The sequence below is a fragment of the Micromonospora sp. NPDC005163 genome, from assembly GCF_053599835.1.
This window is the reverse complement of the sequence record NZ_JBSFYP010000003.1, coordinates 1-26,859: the sequence shown is the minus strand read 5'-3', so window position 1 is coordinate 26,859 and position 26,859 is coordinate 1. Positions and strand designations below refer to the sequence as shown.

Below are 26,859 nucleotides of genomic sequence, written 5' to 3'. Positions count from 1 at the left end.
AGCGGGCCTGGCCTCATCCCCACCACCTACGCAGGTCTTCCCCCCGCAGCTCGAACGGGTGTCTCATCGGAGCCCTTAAGGATCTGTTAAGGAGCTGAGCGCCGATGAGCCAGTGGGGCTGCACCCTGCGACCATCCGACCGGGACGACCCGCCGATTTTCGGCGCCGAGCATGGCTGGCTGGTGGTGGGCATCGCCTCCGGCGCCGGGTTCGCGGTCGCCTACCTCGTCGACCAGACCCAGCCGGTGGACATCAACCACGGCGCGTACATCGCCGCGGGGGCGACGTTCCTGGCGGGGATGGCTGGCTATCTGGTGCGGTCGGCGGAGCGGCGTGTCCGCCGGGACGGCGACGGCCGGCAGGTGAGTGACCGGCTGGCGGAGCTGACCAGCCAGGTGGACCAGCTGCGCAAGCAGGCCGCCGGACGGCCCGGGTGCCCGGCAGTGGGGCACATGTACGTGTCGCAGGCCATGCAGGCCGCGCAGGGCGACACGGTGCCGACGATGCCGCGCGTCGACGACAAGGCGCGCCGGTCGCAGCGGGGTGGCCGGTCGGAGTACTGGACCGTGTACAGCGACGTCCTGGAGGACTTGAGTGGCCTCGACGGCGGGCCGTCGGACAACTGAGTACACGGTTCCGCACACTGTTGATCTTCGGGCGGGTATGAGGAAGGCCCCGTGACCTTGGCGTTTCGCCTGGTCACGGGGCCTTCGCGTTGCCGAGCCGCCTGACGGAATCGAACCGTCGACCTACGCATTACGAGTGCGTCGCTCTAGCCGACTGAGCTAAGGCGGCAACGATCGTCAAGTGTACGGCACCCCCACAGCCGTCGCCCGAACGGGGTGCCCCCCTCCCCGCCCGCTGCCATCAACCGGACAACCGCCGTCATCTGGACGTTTACCGGACAGCGGATCATCCGGGTCGGTACTACGCTGCGGCGGGTGAGCGACGATCACGCCCCCCTCGACCGCCCCGACCAGCAGGACCCGGCGGACGGACGTCCCGACGGCCCGCCGGCCGGGGAGCGGATCGCCCACCGGCCCCGCACCACCGACCCGCTGGAGCTGGGCTTCACGCCGCGCAAGCCGGTGCCGTGGCTGGCCCCGTTCCTGCTGATCAGCACCGGCATCCGGACGCTGCTGGCGATGCTCTTCGGGGCGTACCTGGACAAGCGCGAGTTGCAGAACGCGTTCGGCGACGACGCCTTCCGCCAGGCTGGGCCGGACGGCGGGCTGTGGCTCGACTACGTGGCCGACCTGGGTGATGGCTTCAACGCCACCTACTCGGTGGCGTACCTGCTGGCACAGCCGGAGCTGACCGTGGACGGGCACCGGCTGCCCCGGGCGCAGACCCTGGTGATGGGTGGCGACCAGGTGTACCCGTCGGCGGCCTACGCCTCGTACGAGGATCGTTGCAAGGGCCCCTACCAGGCCGCGCTGCCAGCGACCCCGCCGGAGCGGCCCACCCTCTTCGCGGTGCCAGGCAACCACGACTGGTACGACGGCCTGACCGCCTTCCTGCGGTTGTTCGTCCGCTCCAGGGACCGGCACTTCGGCGGCTGGGGCACCGGGCAGTCGCGCTCGTACTTCGCCGTGGAGTTGCCGGCCGGCTGGTGGCTGCTCGGCGTCGACGACCAGTCCGGCTCGTACCTGGACGACCCGCAGCTGGCGTACTTCGACGAGGTGGCCCGGCGGCTCGGCCCGGAGTCGAAGGTGATCATCGCGACGCCGGCGCCGGCCTGGGTCAAGGCCGCCGACCATCCGACGGCGTACGACTCGGTCGACTACTTCATCCGAACGATCATCGACCCGACCGGGGCGCAGGTCCGTCTGCTGCTCTCCGGCGACCTGCACCACTACGCCCGCTACGCGGGGCCGACCCGGCAGCTGATCACCTGCGGCGGCGGTGGGGCGTACCTCTACCCGACGCACAAGCTGCCGGAGCGCATCGAGGTGCCGCCGCGGGACACCCTGGCCCGGCGGGCCAGCCGTGCCCAGCCGTACGACCTGGTGGCCCGCTATCCGGACGCGGCCCGCTCGCGCCGCTACGGCTGGGGCATCTTCCCCCGGCTGCCGTTCCGCAACCCCGGTTTCACCACCCTGCTCGGCACCCTGCACACGCTGCTGATGCTGGCCATGGCGGGCGCGGCCGCGAACTGGGCGGACGCCACCGATCAGCGGCTGTTCACCGTACCGCTGGTGTTGATGTTGCTCGTGACAGTGCTGGCGGCGGCTCTGTTCGCCAAACCGCCGAGCGCGAGCGGCAAGCGGCACGCGCGGCACTGGATCCTCGGCGTCAGCCACGGCCTGGCACACGTCGGGCTGGCCGCCGCCGGCACCTGGGCCTGGTTGGCGCTGCCGCTCTACGACTGGCCGTGGCCGCTGCCGGTGGTCGCCGCGGCGGTGCTCTACGGCCCGGTGAGCGGCCTGCTGGCCAGTCAACTGGTGGCGGCGTACCTGCTGGTGGCGGGGTCGTTCGGGGTGAACGTCAACGAACTCTTCGCCGGTCAGGGCATCGAGGACTCGAAGGCGTTCCTGCGGTTGCGCATCGACCCCGACGGCACGCTCACCATCTACCCGGTGGCCGTCGACCGGGTCTCCCGCGACTGGCAGGTCAACCCCGACCAGTCCCCCACCGCCAGTTGGCTGACCCCGAAGTCCCCCCTGACCCCCCGCCTGGCCGAACCCCCCATAGTCCTGCACTGACCGGTCGGACGGGGCCCTGCGGGGTCAGGACGTGTAGTGCTGGTCGTGGGCCTGGCGGGGGGCGCAGACGGAGGCGCGGGAGCAGGAGCAGCGGGAGCCGTCGGCGTCGAGCCGGACCGTCACCGCGTCACGGGGGACGCTGTGGCCGACCACGCGGCCGTCGCCCTCCGGCGTCGAGACCCGGCTGCCGACGGTCGGGGCGGTCTCCTGGAAACGCTGGTAGAGCGGGTGCTCGTACTTCAGGCAGCACATCAGCCGGCCGCACGCGCCGGAGATGCGCAGCGGATTCAGCGGCAGGTCCTGGTCCTTGGCCATCCGGATGGTCACCGGCTCGAAGTCGGTGAGGAACGTGGCGCAGCACAGGTCCCGCCCGCACGAGCCGATCCCGCCCTGCACCCGCGCGGAGTCCCGTGCGGAGAGCTGCCGCAGCTCGACGCGACAGTGCAGGGTGGCGCCCAGGTCACGGACCAGGGAGCGGAAGTCCACCCGGTGCGGCGCGGTGAAGTAGACGGTGCTGCGCTCGCCGCCACCCTCGGTGGAGCCGAGCACGTGGTCGACGGCAACCACCTTCATCGGCAGGCCGTGCGCGCGGATCAGCCGCTTCGCGGCCACCTTGGCCTCGGCCTTGCGCCGACGCAGCGCCTCGTCCCGGCGCAGATCGTCGTCGCCGGCCAGCCCCACCAGCCGGGGGAAGCCTTCGGTCTCCTCGGTCACCCACTGTGCGGCCCAGACGCACTCGGCCACCTCGGGCCCGTCGTCGGTCGGCACCAGCACCTTGTCGCCGACCTGCGGGCGCAACTCGCCGGGGTCGAGGTAGTAGAGGCGCCCGTACCGGTTGAAGCTGACCGCGCAGAGCATGCCCATGCACCCCACCCTACGACGGATCACCGCCGGAGGGCGCGTCGGCCGTCGCCGGGCGACTACCGCCCGCTGCCATCCATGACCGTCGACTTGACCGATGGCAGGGCCACCCGTCGTGCCGTTGCTCCTCGCCCGGACGGTTGAATCCTGGCCGCAGTAGGGGACAAACGCGTCCGGGCGGCGTTGAGTGGAGGCAGACCTGCGGGGGGTGCAGGGGGAAGACCACGGCGTCGCCGTCGGTGCCGGCTCAGGCCGGGCGCCCGCGGGCGACGCCGTGGCCTGTCCGGGGCGCGGTCGGCCGGCTACCAGCCGACCTGGGTGGTCTGGTCGTGCCGGGGTCGACCGTCCACCGGCGGCCGCCAGGCGGACTCGGCCAGGCTCGGCGCCCATTGGTGCAGCAGCGTCTCGGCACCGTCGTACGCGACGCAGAGCACCGCCAGCACCCGCGCGGCGATCTCGGCCGCATCGGCCACGCCCGGCCCCACCGGGCCGGGCCGGAGCGGCATGCCCGTGGCCGTGGCGGCGACCACGGCGACCGCCTCGGCCGAGCGGAGGATGTCGGCCAGGGTGCGGGCCAGGGCGAGCCGGGTGCCCTCCACCCAGTCGGCGAGGGCGTCGGCGTATCCGGCCGTGGACTCCAGGCGCCCGACCAGGCTCTCCGGCCCCTCGTCGAGGTGGCGCAGCAGTGCCGCCCGCTCCTGCCCGTAGGCCGAGGCGGCTGGGCCGGACCAGAGCACGGGGTCGCTGAGCGCGGCGGAGACGTCGTCGTACCCCCGGACCAGCCGGCGCACCGCGTGCCCGGCGCCGGCGAGCGGCGCCGGATGAAGGTCGAGGAAGCCGCGGACCGCGTCGCCCGGGAGCACCTGCATCCGGCGCAGCAGCGGCCAGACCCGGTGCCCCTCGGGGACCCCGGCGGCCAGCAGTGTGTCCACCCGGCGCAGCAGGTCCAGGCCGGGCTCGGCGAGCCGGTCCAGCGGGTCCATCAGGGCTCCCCGGTGATGCGGCGGCGGGCGGCCCGGTCGACTTCGCCGTAGCGGTCGGCGGCCTCGCGCACGGCCGAGGCGGCGGCGGCCAGCCGACCGGCGGCGGCGCGTGCCTCGCGGGCCCGGTCGTCGGTGGCGGCGGTCCACTGCCGGTGCAGGGCGCGGCCGATCTCGCCGGGCCGCCCCGGGGCGTCCGTGCCGAAGGCTGCCTGGACCGGATCGCTGGCGGTGACCGTGCGGGACAGGGCGGTGAGCGTGGTGCTCGCCTCGTCCAGCCGGGCGGAGAGCGCGCGCAGTGTGTCCATCTCAGGCCCCCGCGAGCGGTCGGTAGGCGGCGAACGTCTCGTTGTGCAGCTTCTCCCGGGCCCACTCGGCGGCGTCGGCCGCGGCGGTGACCGCGGCCTGCACGGAGCCGGCCACGTCTCGCGGGCTGCGGCTGTGCAGCGGCCCAAGGAACCGGACGTCGGTGATCCGCCCACCGGCGGTGACCACCACCTCGACCAGCCCGTCCGGCGAGCGGACGGTGACCTCGACGGTCGAGACCGCCTGGTCGAACTCGGCCTGGAGCGACTCGATCCGGCGGTAGCGCCGAACCGCCTCCTCGATCCAGGCTTCGTCGATCTCCCCCCGCGGCATCGGCCGACTCCTCCCGGATGACCCATCACTGAGCGTGCCGTCACCGTCACAACAGCACACCGGACCGTACCGCACAGCAATCGCGCGTGTCGATGCCTGTGGATGACCGGTCCGGCGGGCGGGACCACGGCACGGAGGGTGCGGGTCAGCCCTTCCAGAGGGCGAGCATCATCGCCTCGACGGCGATCCGTGGCTTGACGTTCGCCTCGATAGCCGCCCGGCAGGCGAGCACGGCCTCCAGCCGGCGCAGCGACCCCTCGGCGTCCCACTTCTGTGCCCCGGCGCCGGCCAGCACGGCGGTGTCGGTGTGCACCGGGGCGACCGGAGCGCGCAGCGCCATGGTGAGCGCGTCCCGGTAGAAACCGGCCAGGTCGACCAGCGCCCGGTCCAGCGCGTCCCGTTGAGCCCGGGTGGCCCGCGACTTCTGCCGCTTCTCCAGCTCCTTGAGCTGCCCGGCGGCGCCCCGCATCGCGCCGGCCGCGCCCCGGCCGGTGCCGCCGGCGCCGAGCGCGGTCTCCAGCGCCGCCCGTTCGGTCGCGTCGGCCTCGGTGACCGACGCCTCGGCCTCCGCCTCGGCCGCCTCGATCAGTGCGGACGCCGCGTCGAACGCCGCGCCGACGCCGGTCAGCCGGCGAGGCACCGCGAGCACCGCCTCGCGCCGCTGGCGGGCCTCCGGGTCGCGGGCCAGCCGGCGGGCCCGACCCACGTGCCCCTGCGCGGCCGCCGCCGCCCACTGCGCCACGTCGGGGGCGATGCCGTCCCGACGGACCAACACCTCGGCCACCGCCGTGGCCGGCGGCTGCCGCAGGGGTACGACGCGACAGCGCGACCGGATGGTCACCGAGATGTCGTCCGGGTGGGTGGAGGGGGCGCAGAGCAGGAACACGGTACGCGGTGGGGGCTCCTCGATCGCCTTGAGCAGCGCGTTGCCAGCCGCCTCGGTGAGCCGGTCGGCGTCCTCGATGATCACCACCTGCCAGCGCCCGCCGGACGGGGTGCTGGCCGCGCGGAGCACCAGCGCGCGCATCTCGCCGACGCCGATGGAGAGCCCCTCCGGCACCACCATCCGGACGTCGGCGTGGGTGCCGCCCATCGTGGTGTGGCAGCCGGGGCACTCGCCGCAGCCGGTGCCGTGGACGCACTGCAGGGCGGCGGCGAAGGCGCGGGCGGCGACCGAGCGGCCGGAGCCGGGCGGCCCGGTGAAGATCCAGGCGTGGGTCATCCCGGCGCTCGGGTCGACCCGGGCCGGTGCACCGGCCCCGCCGTCCGTGCCGGCCGGGCCGGCGGCGATCAGCGCGGGCGAACGGTCGGCCGCGCCCACGCGCAACACGGCCGCCGCCGCGGCGGCGGCCCGGCGCAGCTCGGTCACCGCCTCGTCCTGACCGACCAGGTCGGCGAAGACCTCCGGCATCAGGTTCGATGCTCCATCGTCACCAGCTCCGCGTCGGATAACTCCGGCTGCACCGAGGTGTCCGGACCCTGCGCCGGCCTGGGGTGCACGATGCCGCCCGGATTTCCGAGCATCTCCTCGACGCGTCGGACCACCTGCCGGGTGATCTCCTCGGCCGGTCGGGACCCGTCGAGCACCAGGTAGCGCTTCGGGTCGGCGGCGGCCAGGTCGAGGAAGGCGTACCGGACACGCTCGTGGAACGCGATCGACTCGGCCTCCAGCCGGTCGACGCCCGCGCTGCGCGATGCCACCCGGGACAGGCCGGTCTGCGGCTCGACGTCCAGCAGCACCACCAGGTCGGGCTTGAGCCCGCCGGTGGCCCAGGAGGAGAGCCAGGAGACCTCGTCGACCGGGAGTGTCCGCCCCGCGCCCTGGTACGCCAGGGACGAGTCGACGTACCGGTCGCTGATCACCACGCCGCCACGGACCAGCGCGGGTCGCACCACGGCGGCCACGTGGTGCGCCCGGTCGGCGGCGTAGAGCAGCGCCTCGGCGCGCGGCGAGGGCGCCTCGTCGCCGGAGGTGTCCAGCACCAGCGACCGGATTCGTTGACCGACCCCGGTCGCCCCCGGCTCGCGGGTGACCACGACGTCGCGCCCCTGGCCGCGCAGCCGCTCGGCGAGCGCGGCGAGCTGGGTGGACTTGCCGGCGCCCTCACCGCCCTCGAAGACCACGAAGAGCCCGGCGGAGACGAACGGCTCGGCCGGCATCAGCGGGCGACCCCGGATGGAGCCCCAGAGGTCGGCGAGGACCGGGACGCCCTTCTTGTCGTCCATCTGACCGAACGCGCTGATCCCGGCGAAGATGCCGGCGACCCCGGCGGCGAGCAGCAGCAGCCGGGTCGACGAGACGGACAGGCCCAGGTCGGCGATCTCCAGCTTGCGCGAGCCACCGACACCGGCGAGCAGGCTGCTCAGCGCGATGGCCAGGATCAGCACCAGCCGGGTGCCGATCTGCACGACGGCGAAGACCCGGCCGCGCACCTCGTCCCTGATCTCGCCGCCGAGCAGCGTGGTGCCGGCCAGGAAGGCCATCCCGGCGCCGGCGCCGACCAGCACCGCGCCGACGATCGCCATGGACAGGTGGATGGCGAAGGCGAGGGTCATCACGGCGGCGCTGGCCAGCACGATGCTCATGCCGAACCAGCGGCGCCGGGACATCTCCTTGACGATCATCGGGCCGAGCCCGATGCCGAGTGCCAGGCCGACGAAGATGGCACCGAAGAGCAGCGAGAACGCGGCGTCACCGGCACCCAGCGAGCTGGCGAAGAACTTCGCGGTGCCGATGACGATGCCGCCCCCGGCGAACGCGCCCAGGATGCCGAGGACCAGCCCACGCACCAGCGGGGTCTGGCCGATGAACTGCCAGCCCTCCTTGAACTGGCGCAGCATGCTCTGCTCGTGGCGGTCGCCCTCGGCAGTCTGCCCCTGGCTGATCTCCCTGATGCCGAACGCGACGACCAGGGCGGTGGCCAGCCGGGACAGGGAGTTGAACCAGAGGGCCAGTTGGGCCGGCTCGGCCCAGTCCGGGAAGTTGCCGCCGGTCACGCCCCGGACGCTGCGGTCCAGACCGGCGCTGACCAGCGCGGCGAGCACCGGGGTCAGGCCGTACGTGGTGATCAGCGTGAGCTGGTTGGCCGCCTCCAGCCGGGCGCGCGGGATCAGGTTGGGGACCGCGGCCTCCTTGGCCGGGATCCAGATCAGGGTGATCGACTCGATCAGGAAGGTGGCGATGGTCGCCCACAGGACCACCACCGCGCCGCTGGCGCCGGCAAGCGCCACCATCGGGATGGACGCGAACAGGACGAACCGGAGCAGGTCGCAGATGACCATCGTCCAGCGTCTGTCGAACCGGTCGGCGAGGACGCCGGCGATCGGTCCGAGCACCAGTGCGGGCAGCAGCCGGATGGCGATGACGCCACCGAAGACCGCGCCCTGGGCAGTGCTGCCCTGCACCTGGGAGGCGGCGAAGACCGAGGTGGCCAGCAGGCCGAGCCAGTCACCGAAGGAGGCCGCGCCGAGCACGATCCAGAGCCGGCGGAACGGCCGGATGCGCAGCACTGACCGGATGGCGGCGTAGCCGGATGAATCGACCTGGCTGCCGCCGGACTGGTTGGCGGCGTTGCCCGGCTGGCCTCCGGAGCGCGACACGCCGTGCGACTCGCCGCTGTTCTGGCTTTCGATGGCCGTACCTCCACGTGCCGGCCCATCGCTGGGCATTCCCGGTGGAACACTCTAGACCCGGTGGGGAGCCATCCCACTCGCGACATTCTCCTGCTCGCTGAGCCTAGGCCGCCGAAGGCACCAACCGCAGCCCGGGTTATACGCGAGGGTGTTTCGCATTTGCCGTCAGACAGTTAGCGTGCACACGTGGCCATCGAAAGCGACAAACTTCGCGAGCGCCTGGATCGCGCGACCGCCCACCTCGACCCGCCGTACGCGGTGGTGGATCTCACCGCCTTCGACGCCAACTCGGCCGCCCTGGCCGACCGCGCCGCCGGCAAACCGGTCCGACTGGCTAGCAAGTCGGTCCGCAGCCGGGAGCTGATCAGCCGGGCGCTCGCCCGGCCCGGTTGGCGGGGCGTGATGGCGTTCACCCTGCCCGAGGCGATCTGGCTGGTCCGGGCGGGGGTGAGCGACGACGTGCTGGTCGCGTACCCCAGCGCGGACCGCTCGGCGCTCGCCGAGGTGGCAGCCGACCCGGCGCTGGCCGCCGCGATCACCCTGATGATCGACGGCAGCGGGCAGCTCGATCTCATCGACGCCGTGCGAGCCCCCGGGCAGCGCGCCGAGCTGCGGCTCTGCCTTGACCTGGACGCCTCCTGGCGACCGCTGCGCGGGCGGGTGCACGTCGGCGTCCGCCGCTCACCGGTGCACAGCGCCCGAGCGGCCGGCGCGCTCGCCGCCACCGTCGCCGGCCGCGCCGGCTTCCGGCTGGTCGGCCTCATGTCGTACGAGGCGCAGATCGCCGGCCTGGGCGACGCGCCGCCGGGGCAGGCGCTGCTGGCCGGCGCGATCCGGCTGGCCCAGCGCGGGTCGTACCGCGAGTTGCTGGCCCGCCGGAGCGCGGCGGTGGCCGCGGTCCGTCAGCACGCCGACCTGGAGTTCGTCAACGGTGGCGGCACCGGCAGCGTGGCCGCGACCAGCGCCGATCCCGCGGTCACCGAGGTCACCGCGGGATCGGGCCTGTACGGGCCGACGCTGTTCGACGCCTACCGTGCCTGGCGGCCCACCCCGGCGGCGTTCTTCGCCTGCGCGGTGGTGCGTCGGCCGACGCCGGAGCTGGCGACCGTGCTCGGCGGCGGCTGGATCGCCTCCGGCCCGGCCGCCGACAGCCGACTGCCCCGACCGTGGTTGCCGGCCGGCCTGAAGCTGGTCGGCACCGAGGGGGCCGGTGAGGTGCAGACCCCGCTGGCCGGCGCGGCGGCGGCAACCCTGGCCATCGGCGACCGGGTGTGGTTCCGACACGCCAAAGCCGGTGAGCTGTGCGAACGGGTCAACGAGCTGCACCTGGTCGACGGGGACGCGATCGTGGCGACCGTGCCCACCTACCGGGGTGAGGGGCAGGCGTTCCTCTGACGCCACCCCCGCTGCCCGGTCCGCCCACCCGGCGGGCCGGGTCAGGCGGGCTGGGCGGCCGCGGCCTGCTGCTCGGCGGTCGACCGCGCGCTCTCCGGGCCGTCGACCTGGCGGTGCAGGTACTCCCGGATCAGCGCCTTGGCCTCGAGCAGCACCCGCTCGTCGCCGTCGGACCTCCGGCGGAACGCGAGCTTGATCAGCGCGTCGGCCGCCTCCACCGCGATCTCGAGGACGAAGCGGAGCTTCGGGACGTCGGTCAGCCCGAAACGCTCGGTGAGCACCCGCGCCAACTGGTCGGCGATCACGCCGTTGTTGTCGCGCTGCTCATCGAGCAGGTGCAGGTCGACCACGTCGCCGAAGTGCAGGGTACGGAAGCCGGGGACGGTGCGGTGCATCGTGATGTACTCATCGATCCCCGCGTCGACGCCGTCCCACCAGTGGGTCATCTCGTCCGAGGCGAACCGCTCGTCCAGCCGCTGGAGGTAGGACTCCATCGTGCGCAGGGTCAATGCCTGCACGATCGCCCGCTTGTCCGGGAAGAACTGGTAGACCGACCCGATCGCCACCTCGGCGCGCTCGGCGAGCACGGTCGTGGTCAGCCCTTCGTACCCCACCTCGTCGACGAGTTCGGCGCAGGCGTCCAACATGCGCTGTACCCGCGCGACACTTCGACCCTGCACCGGTACGCGGCGCAGCGGCCCGGTCGTGGCGGCTGGTGTGGACACTCGGCGCCACCCCCCTTCGACGGATGAACATATCTCCACGTCACGAGTCCGTGACTACCGGTACAACGAGCGGACCGCAATTGCGGTATTTACCAGCTACAACGTTCCTGATATGAAGTCACTTCATATTCATTTTCGAGGAGCGAGCATGGTCGGCACCGCACCGCTCACCGCCCGCTGGTCCAACTGGGCCGGTAACCAGCGTGGCAGCGCCAGCGCAATCCTCCGCCCCGGCTCGCCGGCTGACGTCGCCGAGGCCGTCCGGGCCGCCGCCGCCTCCGGCGGCCGGATCCGGGTGGCCGGCAGCGGCCACTCATTCACCGCCATCGCGCTCGCCGACGACCGGCGGATGGAGCTGTCCGAGCTCGACACCATGGTCAGCGTCGACCTCGAGCACAGGCTCGTCACCGTACCGGCAGGGATGACCCTGCACGCCCTCAACGGCCTGCTCGCCCGACACCGCCTCGCCCTGCCCAACCTCGGCGACATCGACGCGCAGACGGTCGCCGGGGCGATCTCCACGGGCACCCACGGCACCGGCGCCGGCTTTGGCTGCCTGTCCACCTTCGTCGAGGCGATCACCCTGGTCACCGGCACCGGGGAGGTGCTGCGCTGCTCCGCCGACGAGAACCCGGACGTCTTCGCCGCCGCGCGGGTGTCGCTCGGCGCGCTCGGTGTGCTCGTCGAGGTGACCCTGCGCTGCGTGGACGCCTTCGTGCTGCACGCCCACGAACGCCCGGCCGCGCTGGCCGACGTGCTCGACGAACTGCCGGCACTGATCGACGGCCACGACCACGTCGAGTTCTACTGGTTCCCCTACACCGAACGGGTCCAGGTCAAGACCAACGACCGGGTACCCGCCAACGACCGGCCGCTGCCCCGATGGCGCGGCTGGCTGGACGACGACTTCCTGGCCAACACCGTCTTCGCCGGCGCCTGCCGGCTCGGCCGGGCCGTGCCGACGCTGGCACCGAGGATCAGCGCCGTCTCCGCCCGCGCGCTCACCGAACGCCGGTACACCGGCCGCTCCGACCGGGTGTTCTGCACCCCGCGCCGGGTCCGCTTCCTGGAGATGGAGTACGGCCTCCCCCGCGAGGCGCTACCCGAGGCGCTGGCGGCACTCCAGCGGATCGTGGACGGGCTGCCGTTCAAGGTGCTCTTCCCGGTGGAGGTGCGGTTCACCGCCGCCGACGACATCTGGCTGTCGCACGGCTACGGCCGAGACTCCGCGTACATCGCCGTGCACCAGTACGTCGGCATGCCGTACGAGCCGTACTTCCGGGCCTTCGAGGAGGTGGCCGCCGGACTGGGCGGCCGGCCGCACTGGGGCAAGCTGCACTACCGCGACGCCGCCTCGCTGGCCACCGCCTACCCGCGCTTCGCCGACTTCCTGGCCGTCCGCGACCGCCTGGACCCCGACCGCGTCTTCACCAACGCCCACATCGACCGCGTCCTCTGTGGCGGCGCTCAGCCGCCCGACGCCACCACCTGATCCGGGCCGGCGCCGAGGGACCGGACGTAGCCGAGCACCCGCTGGTACGCCGCCCGGTAGTCGCCCCGCAGACCCGGCGGGGTGGCCGGGTCGGCCAGCGCTGCGGTCAGGTCGACCAGCCGGAGGGCCGGTGCCAGGTCGGTCCAGGTTGGCAGCGCCTCCATCCGGGTCACCGTCCAGCGCCCCGGGGCGGTCTCGGTGAAGGTCGCTCGCGCCATCACACCCTCGCGGTTGTCGTCGATCGGCTCCGCGTGCCGGGCCAGTTCGTTGCCCATGCCGAAGACCACCCACTTGTCGCCGAAGCGCTGGAACGGCTGCACCGCGTGGGCGTGGTGGCCCAGGATGAGGTCCACGTCGGGCGAAGAGATCAACTGCTGTGCCCAGGCCCGCTGGTCGGCGTCCGGCAGGTGCTGGTACTCCGTACCCCAGTGCAGGCTGAGCACGACGATGTCGGCGCCGGCGGCGCGCGCCTCGTGGGCGGCGGCGAGGATCTCTGGCGGATCGATCAGGTTGGCCAGCCACGGCTGGCCCGGGGGGCGGCTCAGCCCGTTGAAGTTCAGGCTGTACGCCAGGTGGGCGACGCGGACGTCGCCGACCTGGTAGATCCGGGGCGTGGCCGCCTCGGCGGCGCTGCGGGCGCTGCCGGTGTGCCCCAGCCCGGCGACTTCGAGCGCGCGGACCGTCCGGGCCACCCCGTCGGCGCCCTGGTCGAGGGTGTGGTTGGAGGCGGTCGAGCAGCCGTCGAACCCGGCACCGCGCAGCCCCTCGAGCACCTGCGGGGGCGCGTTGAACGACGGATAGCCGGCGAACGGGCCGGCGGGATCGGCCAGTGGCGTTTCGAGGTGGCACAGCGCCAGGTCGGCGCCGCCGACGGCTGGGGCGATCCCGGCGAACATCGGGGCGAAGTCCAGGCGGCCGGCCCGGGCGCCGTCCCGACGCGCCTGGTCGGTCACAGCGGGATGAACCAGAACGTCACCCGCGGCGACGAGTCGCACGGTCCGCCGATTGGCGGCATCCCGGGTCGGCCCGGTGGACGACCCCGGGGCGACGGTCTGCGGGGCAGCCTGTGACGCGGTGGCCCCGGCCGGCGCGGAGCTCTCGGCATCCATCGCCCAGGAGCCGACCGCGGCCACGGCAAGCAGCAACGCTCCCGCCGACGCGCTGACGAGTAAACGGCGACGCGTGGCAGTGGTGGCGAACATCCCCTCACGTTAGGGAACCTCCACCAAACCCTCGTACCAAATAGGACATTTCATCCATTAGGGACAGGGGTCGGTGACCGTCACTCCTCGGCGGGCCTGGCGGCGGCCTTCTTCGGGGCCGCCTTCCTGGCAGTGGTCGCCTTGGCGGTGGTGGTCTTCTTCGCGGCGGTGGACTTGCTGGCAGCGGCCGTCTTCTTGGCCGCCGTGGCCTTCTTCGCCGGAGCCTTCTTCGCCGCCGCCTTCTTCTTCGGCGCCGGACCCTTGGCCCGCTTCTCGGCCAGCATCTCCGAGGCTTCCTCGATGGTCAGCGCCTCCGGGGTCTGCCCACGCCGCAGCGACGCGTTGAACTCCCCGTCGGTGACGTACGGGCCGAACCGGCCGTCCTTGATCACCATCGGCTTCTCGGTCAGCGGGTCGACGCCCATCTCGCGCAGCGGCGGCGCCGCGGCCCGCCGTCCACGGGCCTTCGGGGCGGCCAGCAGCGCCAGCGCCTCGTCCAGGCCGACCGTGAACATCTGCTCCTCGGACTCCAGCGACCGGAACTCCTCGCCCCGCTTGACGTACGGGCCGTAGCGGCCGTTGTTGGCGAACACCTCGACCCCGTCGGGCGCGACGCCGACCAGCCGGGGCAGGCTGAGCAGCTTGAGCGCCTCCTCAAGGGTCAGCGAATCCGGCGTCTGCGAGCGCAGCAGCGAGGACTTCCGCTCGCCGCTGGACACGTACGGGCCGAACCGGCCGGACTTGAGCACGATCGGCTCGCCGGTGCCCGGGTCGTCGCCGAGCTTGCGCTCGCCGCTGCCACCGAGGAACAGCTCGTGCACCTTCTCCGGGGTCAGCTCGTCGGGGGCCAGCCCCTCGGGGATCGGCGCCCGGTCACCCTGGGTGCCACCCTCCTCACCCTCGGCCGGTGCCGCCGGCTCGCCGCCGGGCAGCTCCCGCTGGAGGTACGGCCCGTACCGGCCCACCCGGACCACGACCTCCCGGCCGTCGTCGTCGGTGAAGAGCGGGATGGAGTTGACGCTGCGTGCGTCGATGTCGCTGAGGTTCTCGGTGACCAGCTTCTTGAGCCCGCCGGAGCGGGCGATGCCCTGGTCGCCGGCACCGTTGGCGCCGCCGAAGTAGAACGCGGTGAGGAAGTCGACGGCGGCGTGGCCGCCGCCGGCGATCTCGTCCAGCTCGTTCTCCATCGTGGCGGTGAAGTCGTAGTCGATGAGGCGCGGGTAGTGCCGCTCCATCAGGCCGATCACCGCGAAGGCCAGGAAGGTCGGGATCATCGCCTGGCCGCGCTTGGTGACGTACCCCCGGTCCTGGATCGTCTGCATGATCGACGCGTACGTGGACGGCCGGCCGATGCCCAGCTCTTCCAGTGCCTTGACCAGCGACGCCTCCGTGTAGCGCGACGGCGGCTGGGTGTGGTGGCCCTGCGCGGCGAGTTCGTCGGCGGTCAGCGGCTGGTCCTTGACCAGGGTGGGCAGGCGGCGCTCGGCGTCCTCGGCCTCGGCGGTCTCGTCGTCGCTCGACTCGACGTACGCGCGCAGGAAGCCCGGGTCGGTGATGGTCTTGCCGGTGGCGCCGAAGTCGGCCTCCTCCTGGGAGGTGGAGACCGCGCGGATGCGCACCGAGACGCTGGAGCCGACCGCGTCGGTCATCTGCGAGGCGATGGTGCGGCGCCAGATCAGCTCGTAGAGCTTGAACTCCTCGGCGGACAGCTCCTTGGCCACCTCGCCCGGGGTGCGGAAGTTGTCCCCCGCCGGGCGGATCGCCTCGTGCGCCTCCTGCGCGTTCTTCACCTTGCCGGTGTAGCGGCGGGGCTCCGGCGGCACGCTGCGCTCGCCGTACAGCTCGACGATCTGCCGGCGGGCCGCCGAGATGGCGGTCTCCGACAGGTTCACCGAGTCGGTACGCATATAGGTGATGTAGCCGTTCTCGTACAGGCGCTGCGCGGTGCGCATCGTCTGCTGCGACGACAGGCGCAGCTTGCGGGCCGCCTCCTGCTGGAGCGTCGAGGTGATGAACGGCGCGTACGGGCGGCGGCGGTAGGGCTTCTCCTCGACCCGGGTGACGGTGAACGGCCGTCCCTCGAGCCGGGCCGCCAGCCCACGGGCGCCGCCCTCGTCCAGGTGCACGACGCCGGCCCCGGGCTTCACTCGACCGGTGGTCGGCTCGAAATCCTTACCGGTGGCGATCCGGTCGCCGTTCAACGCGATGAGGGTGGCGTTGAACGCGCGCGGCCCCTCACCGACGTTCGCCACGGCGAGAGTGGCCAGAATGTCCCAGTATTCAGCGGTGCGGAAGGCCATCCGCTGCCGCTCCCGCTCGACCACGATCCGGGTCGCCACGGACTGCACCCGGCCGGCCGAGAGCTTCGGCATGACCTTCTTCCACAGCACCGGAGATACCTCGTAGCCGTAGAGCCGGTCGAGGATCCGCCGGGCCTCCTGCGCGTCGACAAGGTCGCGGTCGATCTCGCGGGGGTTGGCCACCGCCGCCTGGATCGCCGGCTTGGTGATCTCGTGGAAGACCATCCGCTTGACCGGCACCTTGGGCTTGAGCGTCTCCACCAGGTGCCAGGCGATCGCCTCACCCTCGCGGTCCTCATCCGTCGCCAGGAAGATCTCGTCGACCTCCTTGGCCAGCTTCACCAGCTTGCTGATCTGCTGCTTGCGGTCGGCGGAGACGACGTAGAGCGCGTGGAAGCCGTTGTCCACGTCCACCCCGAGCCGGGCCCACGCCTCACCCTTGTACTTGGCCGGCACGTCGGCGGCGTTGCGTGGCAGGTCGCGGACGTGACCGAAGCTGGCCTCCACGACGTACCCCGGGCCGAGGTAGCCCGAGATCGTCTTGGCCTTCGCCGGTGACTCGACGATGACCAGACGGGTGGTTCCAGCGTTGCTCGGCACGTCTCTCCCCGACCTCACTCCTGCTCGTGGTCTGCCGGCCCCCGGACAGCGACCGCTCTCGACCCCGCCGTCGCACCGGCGGTCCGGATGTCCAACGTAACGCGCCGTCCGCGTTTCGGGTTTCGCGGGCGGCAATCCGCTCCGGCGCGGCGGTCCACTTCCGCCCCACCGCGCTCGGCACTGCCGGACGGCGCCACCGTACACCGTGGGTAGGGCTCGAAGCGGGTCACTGTGACGATGGCGGACCCTCGGCCGAGGTCCGACCCGCCCGTTTTCCGCCCGGATCAACCCGCCGGCTGTCCGGCACCAGACAGCCGCGGCCGCCCGGGCGCCACCTCCGCCTTGAGGGGAATGACCCGGTTCGTCCCCTGGTCAGGGTCGGGTCGGCCAGGCGTCGGCCGGTGCCGCGCGCGGCGGCCCGCCGACCAGTTCGGCGAGCCGGCCCAACCGGCGCCGGCCCGTGATCCGGTACCCCGGGCCGCCCTCGTCCGGGCCGAGCAACGTGCCGGCGAGCCCGGCGGTGGCGAGCGCCGTGCCGACCGGGTCCCAGCACTCCTGGTCACCGGCGCCGAGCCGTAGCAGGAAGCTGTCGGGTGGCTCCGGCGTCCCGGCGGCGGCGAGCCACAGCCGCAGCCGCCGGCCGGTCAGGTGCAAGGTGGCCGGCGGACGTTTCGCCGGGCCGTGCAGCCACGCGACCGCGAGCGGCTTCAGGACCCGGGTGTACGAGGTACGGACGGCGTGTCGCGCGTCCCCGGTCGGCTCCCAGCTCGCCGCCAACCCGCGCAGCGCCAGCTCCGCGACCAGCACGTGCACCCGCCAGGCGGCGTCCACGTGCACCGAGAGGCGGGCGGTGCCGCCCATCCGCACCATCTCGCCCGGCCCGGCGAGCAGTCCGGCCAGGTCAGCGACCGTCGGTTCGGCCGCCTCCGCGCCGAAGAAGACCAGTTGATGTCCCGCGTCGTCGGTCTGCGCCGGCCCGGAGGACGGCCCGCTCGACCCGTGCCGGGTCGGCCCGCTCCGCCGTCGCGTCGCCTCGGAAGCCGACGGGTCGGGCTCGGGTGCCGGGAACAGCGCCGGGGGCGGCTGCGCCGCTCCGGTGTCGCCGAGCCCGCTCAGCGACACTCCGGCACCTCGTCGAAGGCTTGTTTCAGCTCCTCGGAGTTGAGCCGGCTGGTGTCCAGCGCGCTGGCGTCGTACTCCTTGTTGAGGGTGTCCACCGCGGCCCGCACGCCGTCGTAGAAGACGGTCGGCTCGCCGGTGCCCAACTTGTCGATGGTGTCGCGGGCCCGCCCGTAGGCGTCCCGCATCTTCCCCAGGGAACTGCGGAAACCGGCCGAGATGGCCTCACCGTTGTCCGTCTCCGGGATGCCGGCCTGCTCCACCTTGCGGCGCGCGGTCTCGCTGGCCTGCTCCGCCCCACCGAAGAGCCGCACCAGGTTCTCCTTGGCCTGCGCCGGCGTGGTCTGCGCGGTCATCTGCTCATCCGTGCTGCTGGTCAACTTGCTGATCTCGGAGCGCCACGGGGTGAGCGCGCCGCAGACCGTCGCCGCCCAGGCCCGTGGGCTGGGACCGCCACCGCAGCCGGCGAGGACAACGACGAGCGTGGCCAGGACCACCGTGAGCTTTCCGGCGGCAGACGCCTGGCACGTACGCATGCGTTGCAGCGTACGACCTCCGCCCAGGCGTGGCACCGGTCAGACGGCCCCGGAGGAGGAACCGACGGTCCCCGGCCGGCGTGGCACGCCGACCGGGGACCCGGTGCCGAGGATGGTCAGGCGTTGACCGTCTCCGGCCGGTGGTCCGTGCTGCCCGCACCGGTGTCGGAGTCGTCCATCGCGATGCCCTTGCGCTTGCTGAACACCACCGACGCCACGATGATCAGCGCGGCCACCACCGCGATGGCCACCCGCACGGGGGTGTTCCGGTCGTCGCCGATGCTGAACGCCACCACGGCCGGCGCGATCAGCAGCGAGACCAGGTTCATCACCTTGAGCAGCGGGTTGATGGCCGGGCCGGCGGTGTCCTTGAACGGGTCACCGACGGTGTCGCCGATGACGGTCGCGGAGTGCGCCTCGGAGCCCTTGCCCCCGTACGCGCCGTCCTCCACCAGCTTCTTGGCGTTGTCCCAGGCGCCACCGGAGTTGGCCAGGAAGACCGCCATCAGCGTGCCGGCCCCGATCGCCCCGGCCAGGTAGGCCGCGAGCGCGCCGGGCCCGAGGCCGAAGCCGACCGCGATCGGCGCCAGGATGGCGAGCAGGCCGGGGGTCATCAGCTCGCGCTGCGCGTCCCGGGTGCAGATGTCCACGACCTTGCCGTACTCCGGGCGCTGGGTGCGGTCCATGATGCCGGGCAGCTCACGGAACTGCCGGCGGACCTCCATCACCACGGCACCGGCCGAGCGGGACACCGCGTTGATGGCCAGCCCGGAGAAGAGGAACACCACCGCCGCACCGATGATCAGGCCGACCAGGTTGCGCGGGTTGGCCACGTTCAGCGAGTTGAGGATCTCCGTCCCGACGTCGCCCACGCCAGCCGTCGCGTACGCGCTGCGGAGCGAGTCGGTGTACGAGCCGAACAGCGCGGTCGCGGCGAGCACCGCCGTGGCGATCGCGATGCCCTTGGTGATCGCCTTGGTGGTGTTGCCGACCGCGTCCAGCTCGGTGAGCGTCCGGGCGCCGTGCTCGTCGATGTCACCGGACATCTCGGCGATGCCCTGGGCGTTGTCGGAGATCGGCCCGAAGGTGTCCATGGCGACGATCACGCCGACCGTGGTGAGCAGGCCGGTGCCGGCCAGCGCCACCGCGAACAGCGACAGGGTGATGGAGCTGCCGCCGAGCAGGAACGCGCCGAAGACGCCGGCACCGATCAGCAGCGCCGAGTAGACCGCCGACTCCAGGCCGATGCTGATGCCGGCCAGGATCACGGTGGCCGCGCCGGTCTGCGAGCTCTTGCCGATGTCCTGCACCGGGCGCCGGTTGGTCTCGGTGAAGTAGCCGGTCAGTGCCTGGATCGCGGCGGCCAGCACGATGCCGATCACCACGGCGCCAATGGCCACCAGCCGCGGGTTGCCGCCCGCGTCGGTGAGCCCGCTGCCGAACTCGCCGAAGGTCGCCGGGAGGTACGCGTAGGCGGCGATCGCCACCAGCACCGCGGAGAGCACCGCGGAGAGGTAGAACGCCCGGTTGATCGCGGTCAGGGCGTTGCGATCGGACGCGCGCAGCCGGGTGATGAAGACGCCGACGATCGCGACCAGCACGCCGATGGTGGAGATGATCAGCGGGAAGACCAGGCCATCCTCGCCGAACGCGGCCCGACCGAGGATCAGCGCGGCGACCAGCGTCACCGCGTACGACTCGAACAGGTCGGCGGCCATGCCGGCGCAGTCACCGACGTTGTCGCCCACGTTGTCGGCGATGGTGGCGGCGTTGCGCGGGTCGTCCTCGGGGATGCCCTGCTCGACCTTGCCGACCAGGTCGGCGCCGACGTCGGCCGCCTTGGTGAAGATGCCGCCGCCGACCCGCATGAACATCGCGAGCAGCGCGGCGCCGAAGCCGAAGCCCTCCAGCACGGTCGGTGCGTCGCCCCGGTAGACCAGGACGACCAGCGCGGCGCCGAACAGGCCGAGACCGACGGTGAGGAAGCCCACCACGCCGCCGGTGCGGAAGGCGATCTTCATGGCCGCCTCGCGGCCACCCTCTCGCTCCCGGGCGGCGGCGGCCACGCGCAGGTTGGCGCGGGTGGCCAGCCACATGCCGGCACCACCGATGGACGCGCTGAACAGGGCGCCCACCACGAAGAAGAGCGAGCGGCCGAACTTCACGGCGGTCTCGCTGCCGTCGGTGTCGTGCACCGGCAGCAGGAAGAGCAGCACCACGGCGATGACAACGAAGATCGCCAGAGTGCGGAATTGGCGGAGCAGGTAGGCGGAAGCGCCCTCCTGGACCGCCCCCGAGATCTCCTGCATGTTGGTGGTGCCCTTGCCGGCTGCCAGCACCGCCTTTGTCAGGGCGGCGGCGAAGACGAGCGCCACCAGCGCGATTACCGCGGCGATGACGACGTACGTGACATTGCTTCCGGTTAGGGACAGCCCGCCGGCGTCGGCGGCCAAGGTCTCGGACATCTGTGTCCTCCTGTTACCGAACACTCGCGCCGGTGAGTGGAGACGCACCGACCGGCGCCTGAACGCGGACTCGCAAGCGCGCGCCAACCCACCCCAGCGGACCAGCGATGACCACCCATTCCCGCTGGCTGCGGGATGGATCACTTGCTGACAACCCGGGTACTGTAGCCCTCCGGAGTGTTGGAGGTCACACCGAGGTGGCACCATGTCTCGATGATCTTCGTCGCTGTGTTATGAAACGAAATCTGATATAGGGCCCGGCCCATGGCAAAAAGGCCGCACCCCGGCGGGGATGCGGCCTGTATGGAACAGAACAGAACGAACGGGTCAGCGGCCGACCGGCCACACCATCCGCACCTCGGTGCCGACGCCATCGTCGACCGGACGCACCTGAAGGTCCTCGACGAAGCCGGCGAGCAGGGCGAAACCAACTCCGGTGGTCAGCGCCTCATCGGTGAGCGACTCGTTGGCCAGCTCGTCCGGCGGCAGCGCGGCCAGCCCGATGCCGGCCTCGATCGGCGCCCGGTCCACCACCCGCACCGCGTACGACCCGGCGTCCGACATCTCCACCAGCACCGGGTCGGCCAGGCCGTACTGGCGGTGCAGGGCCACCGCCCGGGTGCACGCCTCGCCGATGGCCAGGCGCACCTCGTCCAGCAGATCCTCGCGGACCCCCGCGCGCCGGGCGACGGCGACACCGACCAGCCGGGCGGTACGTACGTGCACCGGCGCCGGGGAGAAGGAGAGCTTGACTGTCGCCATCACGCGCTGGCACCGGTCGGTTCCGCGCCTACCGCCGCGTCGACCGAGGGGTACAGCGGGAACACCTGGTCCAGCGCGGTGATCCGGAAGATCTTGAGCAGCGGCTCCTTGTCGCAGACCAGGGCGAACGAGCCACCGGCCGTGCGGAGCCGCTTGAGCGCGCCGACCAGCACGCCCAGCCCGGTCGAGTCGAGGAAGTCCACCCGACCGAGGTCGACCACCACGTGCCGGGCGCCGCCGTCGATCAGTTCGAGGAGCCGTTCGCGGAGCCGGGGCGCGGTGTAGACGTCCACCTCACCGCCGACCTCGAGCACCGTGTGCTCGCCCACGGTGCGGGTCGCCAGCGACAGCTCCATCGGTCCTCCTCGCCAGAGCCGTAAACTCTCCTGGGCATCTAACCACTACCGCTGGGCCACCCTGCGGTCACCAACGGAAGCTCCCCCTTACCCCCCGGCCCGACTTTTCATCTCCGAACACCAGTGCGAGAGTGCAGGGCGTGTCGTCCGCAGCCACCGTATCCGCAGATCCCGGCCCCGAGCCATCGCCGGTCGACCTGCTGCGCCGGCTGCGCGCCCGAAGCGCCGGTGACCCGGTCACCCACGTCGAACGGGTGCCGGCCCGCGCCGGAGTGCCCGCACCGTGGCCGCCGTGGGCGCCCGTGGAGCTGCGCGAGGCGTTCGCCCGCCGCGGCGTGGTCGCGCCCTGGCGGCACCAGGCCGAGGCGGCCACCCTGGCGTACGACGGCGGCCACGTCGTGGTCGCCACCGGCACCGCGTCCGGCAAGTCCCTGGCGTACCAGCTCCCATCGCTGGCCACGCTGCTCGCCGACCCCCGGGCCACCGTGCTGTACCTGGCGCCGACCAAGGCGCTCGCCGCCGACCAGCTGCGGGCCGTGGCCGGGCTGGAACTGGAGGGCGTACGCCCGGCCTGCTACGACGGGGACACTCCGCGCGCCGAGCGGGAGTGGATTCGCCGGCACTCCCGGTTCGTGCTGACCAACCCGGACATGCTGCACCACGGCATCCTGCCCGGGCACGCCCAGTGGTCGGGCTTCCTGCGCCGGCTGGCGTACGTGGTGATCGACGAGTGCCACACCTACCGGGGGGTGTTCGGCTCGCACGTCGCGCACGTGCTGCGCCGGCTGCGCCGGCAGTGCGCCCGGTTCGGGGCCACCCCGGTGTTCGTGCTCGCCTCGGCGACCTCCGGCGACCCGGCGACCGCGGCCGGACGGCTGACCGGCCTGCCGGTGACGGCGGTCACCGAGGACGCCTCGCCGCGCGGCGGGGTGACCTTCGCACTCTGGGAGCCGCCGCTGCTGCCACCCGACTCGTCGGCGACCTCGTCCCCGGCGCCCGCCCAGGCGGCGGGCGGGCACGACGACGTGCCGGACCTCATCCAGGTCCGCCGGTCGGCGCTGCGGGAGACCGCGGACCTGCTCGCCGACACGGTCGCCGAGGGGGTACGCACGCTCGCGTTCGTCCGGTCCCGCAAGGGCGCCGAAGTGGTGGCCGCCAGTGCGCGCCGGTCGTTGGACGAGGCGGTGCCGGGGCTCGGCAAGCGGGTGGCCGCCTACCGGGGTGGCTACCTGCGTGAGGAGCGGCGTGAGTTGGAGCGGGCGCTGCTGCACGGTGACCTGCTGGGCCTGGCCTCCACCAACGCGCTCGAACTGGGCGTGGACCTGATCGGCCTGGACGCGGTGCTGATCTGCGGGTATCCGGGCACCCGGGCGTCGCTCTGGCAGCAGGCCGGCCGCGCCGGGCGCTCCGGGCAGGAGGCCCTGGCTGTGCTGGTGGCCCGGGACGATCCACTGGACACCTATCTGGTCCACCACCCGGAGGCGATCTTCGGTGCGCCGGTGGAGGCGACGGTGCTCGACCCGGCCAACCCGTACGTGCTGGCCCCGCAGCTCGCCTGCGCCGCGGCCGAGGCCCCGCTGACCCCGGCCGACCTGACACTCTTCGGTGACGGGGCGAAGGAGGCGATCGACGAGCTGGTGACGGCCGGGGCGCTGCGGCAACGGCCCACCGGCTGGTACTGGCGGCACCGGGAGCGCCCCGAGGTGGACCTGCGCGGCCAGGGCGGCGCCCCGGTCTGCGTGGTGGAGTCGGCCACCGGCCGGCTGCTGGGCACGGTCGACGGCGGCTCCTCGCACTTCCTGCTCCACCCCGGCGCGGTCTACCTGCACCAGGGCGTCTCGTACGTGGTGGACGACCTCGACCTCGCCGACGGCTGCGCGCTGGTGCACGTGGAGGAGCCGGACTGGTCCACTCACGCCCGGGACGTCACCGACCTGTCCGTGGTGTCGGTGCGCTCCTACGTGGACGCCGGGCCGGTCGGCATGTTCCTCGGCGAGGTGGACGTGACCAGCCAGGTGGTGTCGTACCAGCGACGCCGGATCGCCACCGGTGAGGTGATCGACACCCGGCCGCTCGACCTGCCCACCCGGGAGCTGCGCACGGTGGCGGTCTGGTTCACCCTGTCGCCGCAGTCACTGGCCGCAGCCGGTGTGCAGGCCCCGGACGTGCCGGGTGCGCTGCACGCCGCCGAGCACGCCGCGATCGGCCTGCTGCCGCTGATGGCCACCTGCGACCGGTGGGACATCGGCGGGCTCTCCACGGCGGTGCACCCGGACACCGAGGCGCCGACCGTCTTCGTCTACGACGGACACCCCGGCGGTGCGGGCTTCGCCGAGCGGGCGTACGGGACAGCGTCGGCGTGGCTGCGGGCCACCCGGGACGCGATCGCGGAGTGCGGCTGCGAGACGGGTTGCCCGTCCTGCGTGCAGTCGCCGAAGTGCGGCAACGGCAACAACCCGCTCTCCAAGCCGGACGCGATCCGGGTGCTCGACGTGGTGCTGGCGAACCTGCCCGCCTGAACCACCTTGCATGATCCCGAGCCGGACGGGGCACAATGATGGGAGCGCTTCCATCGATGCCTGCCTTTTCTGCCCGTCCCGTGCCCAAGGAGGAGCCGTGGCCGACACCATCGCCGAGACCGTCGACCTGCTCTACACCATCGACCAGGAGAAACTCACCCTCGACCAGCAGATCGCGCTCGGATCCGCACTGGCCGCCCTGGCCCAGGCAGAACGGCTGGAGCAGATCAACGAGCGGCTGCAGGGCATCCACCAGGTTCTCAACGGCTGGGCGCTGCGCGTCACCGTCGACGGCCGCTGACCTCTGCAGGGACGGCCGCACGGTCACGGGTGGGAGCGCCGGGACGCGGGCCGGCGGCGGTCGCCGGGCTGTGCGAGACTCCGGCGCACAATCCCCCTGAGGAGACCAGATGCAGCTCGACAACTTGCAGACCCTGCAGCAGTTCCACATCCGCCAGCGGCTGCGGATGATGGTCAACCAGTACGAGGTCCGGGCGGTCTCGCCGGACGGCACCGAGGGTGAACTGCTGGCCTTCGCGCAGCAGAAGCGGCTCGCCTTCAAGGAGCAGGTGACGATCTACACCGACGACTCCAAGCAGCAGCCCCTGCTCGGCTTCAAGGCCCGCCAGCGCCTCGACCTGGGCGCCACGTACGACGTGACCGACGCGGCCGGCAACCCGATCGGCCTGTTCCGCAAGGACTTCGCCCAGTCGCTGCTCCGTTCCACCTGGCACGTCGAGCAGAACGGCCTGCCGCAGGTGACGGGCCAGGAGCGCAGCATGCCGGTGGCGCTGCTGCGCCGGTTCGTCGACTCGCTGTCCTGGCTGCCGTACCACTTCGACTTCACCGCCGGCGGCCAGCCCGTCTTCTCGGTCGTGAAGAAGTGGGGCCTGCGCGACAAGTACATCGTCGAGGTACAGAACCCGCAGATCGACCGCCGCCTGGTCATCGCCATGGCCGTCGCTCTCGACGCGCTCCAGTCCCGCTGACCCACCCCGGCTCACCGAGCCACCCATCTTCTCGCCCGCTGGCCGGGACACGGGCCCGTCGGCCCACGTCCCGGCCAGCCGGCTGTCGGGCCGCCTGCTGTTCTGCGGCGCCTCTGGACCTGATGTCGTAGACGCATCGCGGCTGATGCCGTCGATGGGTGCGGGCCGCGCATCGTTCAACCGCGCACCGGGCCCGCGCGGGCCGTTGACGCCACTACCCGGGTCAGGCCGGGCAGCGGCGTGATCGCCACCTGGACGGTCACCAGCACATCCAGCCCGTCGGTACGACAGTCGACCAGCCGGCCACCGTTGCGACCAGCGATGTCCGCAGCGGACGCACACGCCGCCGCGTCGCCGTCGAGCGCCCTGGCCGCCCCGGCCAGCGCACCCAGGTCGGCCGCCACCGCCGCCCGTTGCGCCGCCATTCCGGCCGCGGCGACGGCGGCGCCGAATGTCCCCACCAGCACGAACACCAGACCCATCGCGAGCAGGAGCACGGTTGCCCCGCCTCGCTCAGCCTCCGTCCGCTCCGCATCGGGCGTGTGCCCGGGCGGGTATGCAGTCTCCGTCCGCTCCGCGTCGGGCCTGTCCCCGGGCGGGCATGCAGTCTCCGTCCGCTCGGCGTCGAGCCTCTCCCGGTGCGGACATTCGGTTTCCGGTGGCTCGGTGTGCGGTCGCTCGGTTTCCGGTGGCTCGGTGTGCGGTCGCTCGGGGTGCGGTCGCTCGGGGTGCGGTCGTTCATGGCGGAGGTGCGCCCGGCCCGGCCCGGTCTGCTGCTTCGGCATGCCTGGGCATTGGTTCATCGGCTGCCCTCGGTGGCCCCGGGTTCCACGGCCGCGACGGCGGTAGCGACCACGGTGATCCGCGGGAGGCGACCGCCCAACGCGCGTACGGGCGCCCGGACCGTCGCCTGCGCCCGGTCGCCGTCGACCGACACCGACACCTCCGCCCCCGGCGGCGCCGCGCGCAGGCCGCCGGCACTGCCGTCCGCGCCCCGGGCGGCGGCCAGCGCCGCCTCCCGGGCCACGTGCAGGCAACTCGCCCGGGTGCTGACCGCGTTGACCGCGGCCAGGCCGGTGAGCAGGAGCAGGAGCAGCGCCGGCAGGCCGGCCGCCAGTTCGGCGGTGAAGGACCCCCGGTCCCCACCGGCTGCCCGGTCGACGAAGCGGAATCTCCGTCCGCCGCCGGCCGCCCACCCGGTGGTGCCGGACCCCCGACAGCGGCCGGTCTGCCGGCGCCCGATCACTTGAGCGCCCGGTCGATCACGGCGGTCAACGCCGACTGGACGTTGCCGGAGGTCAACACCTTCAACAGGATCCCCGCGAAGGCGACGGCGGCGAGAGTGCCGACGGCGTACTCGGCGGTGTTCATCCCGGCGTCGCCGTGCAGGCGGGCCATGAACCAGTCGTTGCACACGACGGTCATCGGGCCCACCGGCAAGCCGGTGGAGATGCAGATCCGCACGTACGCGATGCACCGCACCGCCGAGTTCGGCATCGCCGCGCACTGGAAGTACAAGGAGCACAAGGGCACCCAGATCGTCGGCCCGCCGGCGCACATCGACGAGATGACCTGGCTGCG

General features: G+C 72.6%; 23 protein-coding genes, 1 tRNA gene and 2 pseudogenes. 8 read left to right on the top strand and 18 right to left on the bottom strand.

Annotation, left to right across the window (positions count from 1 at the left end):
• Positions 1-104: 104 nt before the first annotated feature.
• Complete coding sequence (locus ACWD6N_RS03355) at positions 105-626, top strand: hypothetical protein (RefSeq protein WP_450004386.1); 522 nt, start codon at positions 105-107, stop codon at positions 624-626.
• 95 nt (positions 627-721) lie between these two features.
• Here ACWD6N_RS03355 and ACWD6N_RS03350 read toward each other — a convergent pair.
• Positions 722-795, bottom strand: a tRNA-Thr gene (locus ACWD6N_RS03350).
• 233 nt (positions 796-1,028) lie between these two features.
• On the opposite strand from ACWD6N_RS03350, the gene ACWD6N_RS03345 reads away from it, so the two are divergent.
• Positions 1,029-2,705 (top strand): metallophosphoesterase family protein, encoded by a 1,677-nt coding sequence (locus ACWD6N_RS03345; protein WP_354964623.1) that lies wholly within the window; start codon positions 1,029-1,031, stop codon positions 2,703-2,705.
• A 24-nt stretch (positions 2,706-2,729) separates the two neighbouring features.
• Here the strand turns inward: ACWD6N_RS03345 and ACWD6N_RS03340 are convergent, their stop codons facing one another.
• From ACWD6N_RS03340 to tmk, 6 genes are all read right to left on the bottom strand, one after another.
• Positions 2,730-3,569, bottom strand: a complete 840-nt coding sequence (locus tag ACWD6N_RS03340) for a PSP1 domain-containing protein (protein ID WP_354964362.1) — start codon at positions 3,567-3,569, stop codon at positions 2,730-2,732.
• 299 nt (positions 3,570-3,868) lie between these two features.
• Entirely contained in the window at positions 3,869-4,549 is a 681-nt protein-coding gene (locus ACWD6N_RS03335; protein ID WP_354964361.1) for a hypothetical protein, read from the bottom strand.
• The gene (locus tag ACWD6N_RS03330) at positions 4,549-4,854 is read right to left on the bottom strand and encodes a hypothetical protein (RefSeq protein WP_450004385.1); all 306 of its coding nucleotides are present in this window, start codon (positions 4,852-4,854) and stop codon (positions 4,549-4,551) included. The genes ACWD6N_RS03335 and ACWD6N_RS03330 overlap by 1 nt, the downstream gene beginning before the upstream one ends.
• A gap of 1 nt (position 4,855) precedes the next feature.
• Positions 4,856-5,185: a YbaB/EbfC family nucleoid-associated protein gene (locus tag ACWD6N_RS03325; protein WP_053659404.1), complete on the bottom strand. Its 330-nt coding sequence runs from the start codon at positions 5,183-5,185 to the stop codon at positions 4,856-4,858.
• Between the two features lie 145 nt (positions 5,186-5,330).
• Positions 5,331-6,596: a DNA polymerase III subunit delta' gene (locus ACWD6N_RS03320; protein WP_354964359.1), complete on the bottom strand. Its 1,266-nt coding sequence runs from the start codon at positions 6,594-6,596 to the stop codon at positions 5,331-5,333.
• A complete protein-coding gene (tmk, locus tag ACWD6N_RS03315; protein WP_354964358.1) occupies positions 6,596-8,854 on the bottom strand; it encodes a dTMP kinase in 2,259 nt (752 codons plus the stop codon). The genes ACWD6N_RS03320 and tmk overlap by 1 nt, the downstream gene beginning before the upstream one ends.
• A gap of 150 nt (positions 8,855-9,004) precedes the next feature.
• Here tmk and ACWD6N_RS03310 point away from each other — a divergent pair, with 150 nt between their 5' ends.
• Positions 9,005-10,213, top strand: coding sequence for an amino acid deaminase/aldolase (locus ACWD6N_RS03310; protein ID WP_354964357.1), 1,209 nt, complete (start codon positions 9,005-9,007; stop codon positions 10,211-10,213).
• Between the two features lie 41 nt (positions 10,214-10,254).
• On the opposite strand, the gene ACWD6N_RS03305 is transcribed toward ACWD6N_RS03310, so the two are convergent.
• Positions 10,255-10,860, bottom strand: a complete 606-nt coding sequence (locus tag ACWD6N_RS03305; RefSeq protein WP_354964622.1) for a TetR/AcrR family transcriptional regulator — start codon at positions 10,858-10,860, stop codon at positions 10,255-10,257.
• A gap of 226 nt (positions 10,861-11,086) precedes the next feature.
• Here ACWD6N_RS03305 and ACWD6N_RS03300 point away from each other — a divergent pair, with 226 nt between their 5' ends.
• Complete coding sequence (locus ACWD6N_RS03300) at positions 11,087-12,430, top strand: D-arabinono-1,4-lactone oxidase (protein ID WP_354964356.1); 1,344 nt, start codon at positions 11,087-11,089, stop codon at positions 12,428-12,430.
• On the opposite strand, the gene ACWD6N_RS03295 is transcribed toward ACWD6N_RS03300, so the two are convergent.
• From ACWD6N_RS03295 to ACWD6N_RS03265, 7 genes are all read right to left on the bottom strand, one after another.
• Entirely contained in the window at positions 12,406-13,632 is a 1,227-nt protein-coding gene (locus tag ACWD6N_RS03295; protein ID WP_354964355.1) for a CapA family protein, read from the bottom strand. The genes ACWD6N_RS03300 and ACWD6N_RS03295 overlap by 25 nt on opposite strands.
• A gap of 80 nt (positions 13,633-13,712) precedes the next feature.
• Positions 13,713-16,532 (bottom strand): type I DNA topoisomerase, encoded by a 2,820-nt coding sequence (gene topA / locus ACWD6N_RS03290; RefSeq protein ID WP_387322855.1) that lies wholly within the window; start codon positions 16,530-16,532, stop codon positions 13,713-13,715.
• 372 nt (positions 16,533-16,904) lie between these two features.
• Positions 16,905-17,654, bottom strand: a complete 750-nt coding sequence (locus ACWD6N_RS03285) for a hypothetical protein (RefSeq protein WP_354964353.1) — start codon at positions 17,652-17,654, stop codon at positions 16,905-16,907.
• Positions 17,645-18,187, bottom strand: coding sequence for a nucleoside/nucleotide kinase family protein (locus ACWD6N_RS03280; RefSeq protein ID WP_354964352.1), 543 nt, complete (start codon positions 18,185-18,187; stop codon positions 17,645-17,647). Before ACWD6N_RS03280 ends, ACWD6N_RS03285 begins: the two co-directional genes overlap by 10 nt.
• 116 nt (positions 18,188-18,303) lie before the next feature.
• Entirely contained in the window at positions 18,304-20,652 is a 2,349-nt protein-coding gene (locus ACWD6N_RS03275) for a sodium-translocating pyrophosphatase (RefSeq protein WP_387322852.1), read from the bottom strand.
• Between the two features lie 327 nt (positions 20,653-20,979).
• Positions 20,980-21,417 carry an ATP-binding protein gene (locus ACWD6N_RS03270; RefSeq protein WP_354964350.1) on the bottom strand — a complete coding sequence of 146 codons (438 nt, stop codon included), beginning with the start codon at positions 21,415-21,417 and terminating at the stop codon, positions 20,980-20,982.
• Positions 21,414-21,770: an STAS domain-containing protein gene (locus ACWD6N_RS03265; RefSeq protein WP_354964349.1), complete on the bottom strand. Its 357-nt coding sequence runs from the start codon at positions 21,768-21,770 to the stop codon at positions 21,414-21,416. Before ACWD6N_RS03265 ends, ACWD6N_RS03270 begins: the two co-directional genes overlap by 4 nt.
• Before the next feature lie 140 nt (positions 21,771-21,910).
• Between ACWD6N_RS03265 and ACWD6N_RS03260 the strand changes: the two genes are divergently transcribed.
• The 3 genes from ACWD6N_RS03260 (at position 21,911) to ACWD6N_RS03250 (ending at position 25,278) form a co-directional block, all read left to right on the top strand.
• Positions 21,911-24,289, top strand: a complete 2,379-nt coding sequence (locus ACWD6N_RS03260) for a DEAD/DEAH box helicase (RefSeq protein WP_354964348.1) — start codon at positions 21,911-21,913, stop codon at positions 24,287-24,289.
• 97 nt (positions 24,290-24,386) lie between these two features.
• Positions 24,387-24,590 carry a hypothetical protein gene (locus tag ACWD6N_RS03255; protein ID WP_354964347.1) on the top strand — a complete coding sequence of 68 codons (204 nt, stop codon included), beginning with the start codon at positions 24,387-24,389 and terminating at the stop codon, positions 24,588-24,590.
• A gap of 109 nt (positions 24,591-24,699) precedes the next feature.
• A complete protein-coding gene (locus tag ACWD6N_RS03250; protein ID WP_354964346.1) occupies positions 24,700-25,278 on the top strand; it encodes an LURP-one-related/scramblase family protein in 579 nt (192 codons plus the stop codon).
• Between the two features lie 176 nt (positions 25,279-25,454).
• On the opposite strand, the pseudogene ACWD6N_RS03245 reads toward ACWD6N_RS03250, so the two are convergent.
• From ACWD6N_RS03245 to ACWD6N_RS03235, 3 genes and pseudogenes are all read right to left on the bottom strand, one after another.
• Positions 25,455-25,865 (bottom strand): annotated as a pseudogene (locus tag ACWD6N_RS03245) (Rv3654c family TadE-like protein); the annotation flags it as partial.
• A gap of 212 nt (positions 25,866-26,077) precedes the next feature.
• Positions 26,078-26,395: a TadE family type IV pilus minor pilin gene (locus ACWD6N_RS03240; protein ID WP_387323561.1), complete on the bottom strand. Its 318-nt coding sequence runs from the start codon at positions 26,393-26,395 to the stop codon at positions 26,078-26,080.
• A gap of 125 nt (positions 26,396-26,520) precedes the next feature.
• Positions 26,521-26,676 carry a DUF4244 domain-containing protein gene (locus tag ACWD6N_RS03235; protein WP_354964345.1) on the bottom strand — a complete coding sequence of 52 codons (156 nt, stop codon included), beginning with the start codon at positions 26,674-26,676 and terminating at the stop codon, positions 26,521-26,523.
• On the opposite strand from ACWD6N_RS03235, the pseudogene ACWD6N_RS03230 reads away from it, so the two are divergent.
• Positions 26,675-26,859, top strand: a pseudogene (locus ACWD6N_RS03230) (hypothetical protein); the annotation flags it as partial. The gene ACWD6N_RS03235 and the pseudogene ACWD6N_RS03230 sit on opposite strands and share 2 nt — an antisense overlap.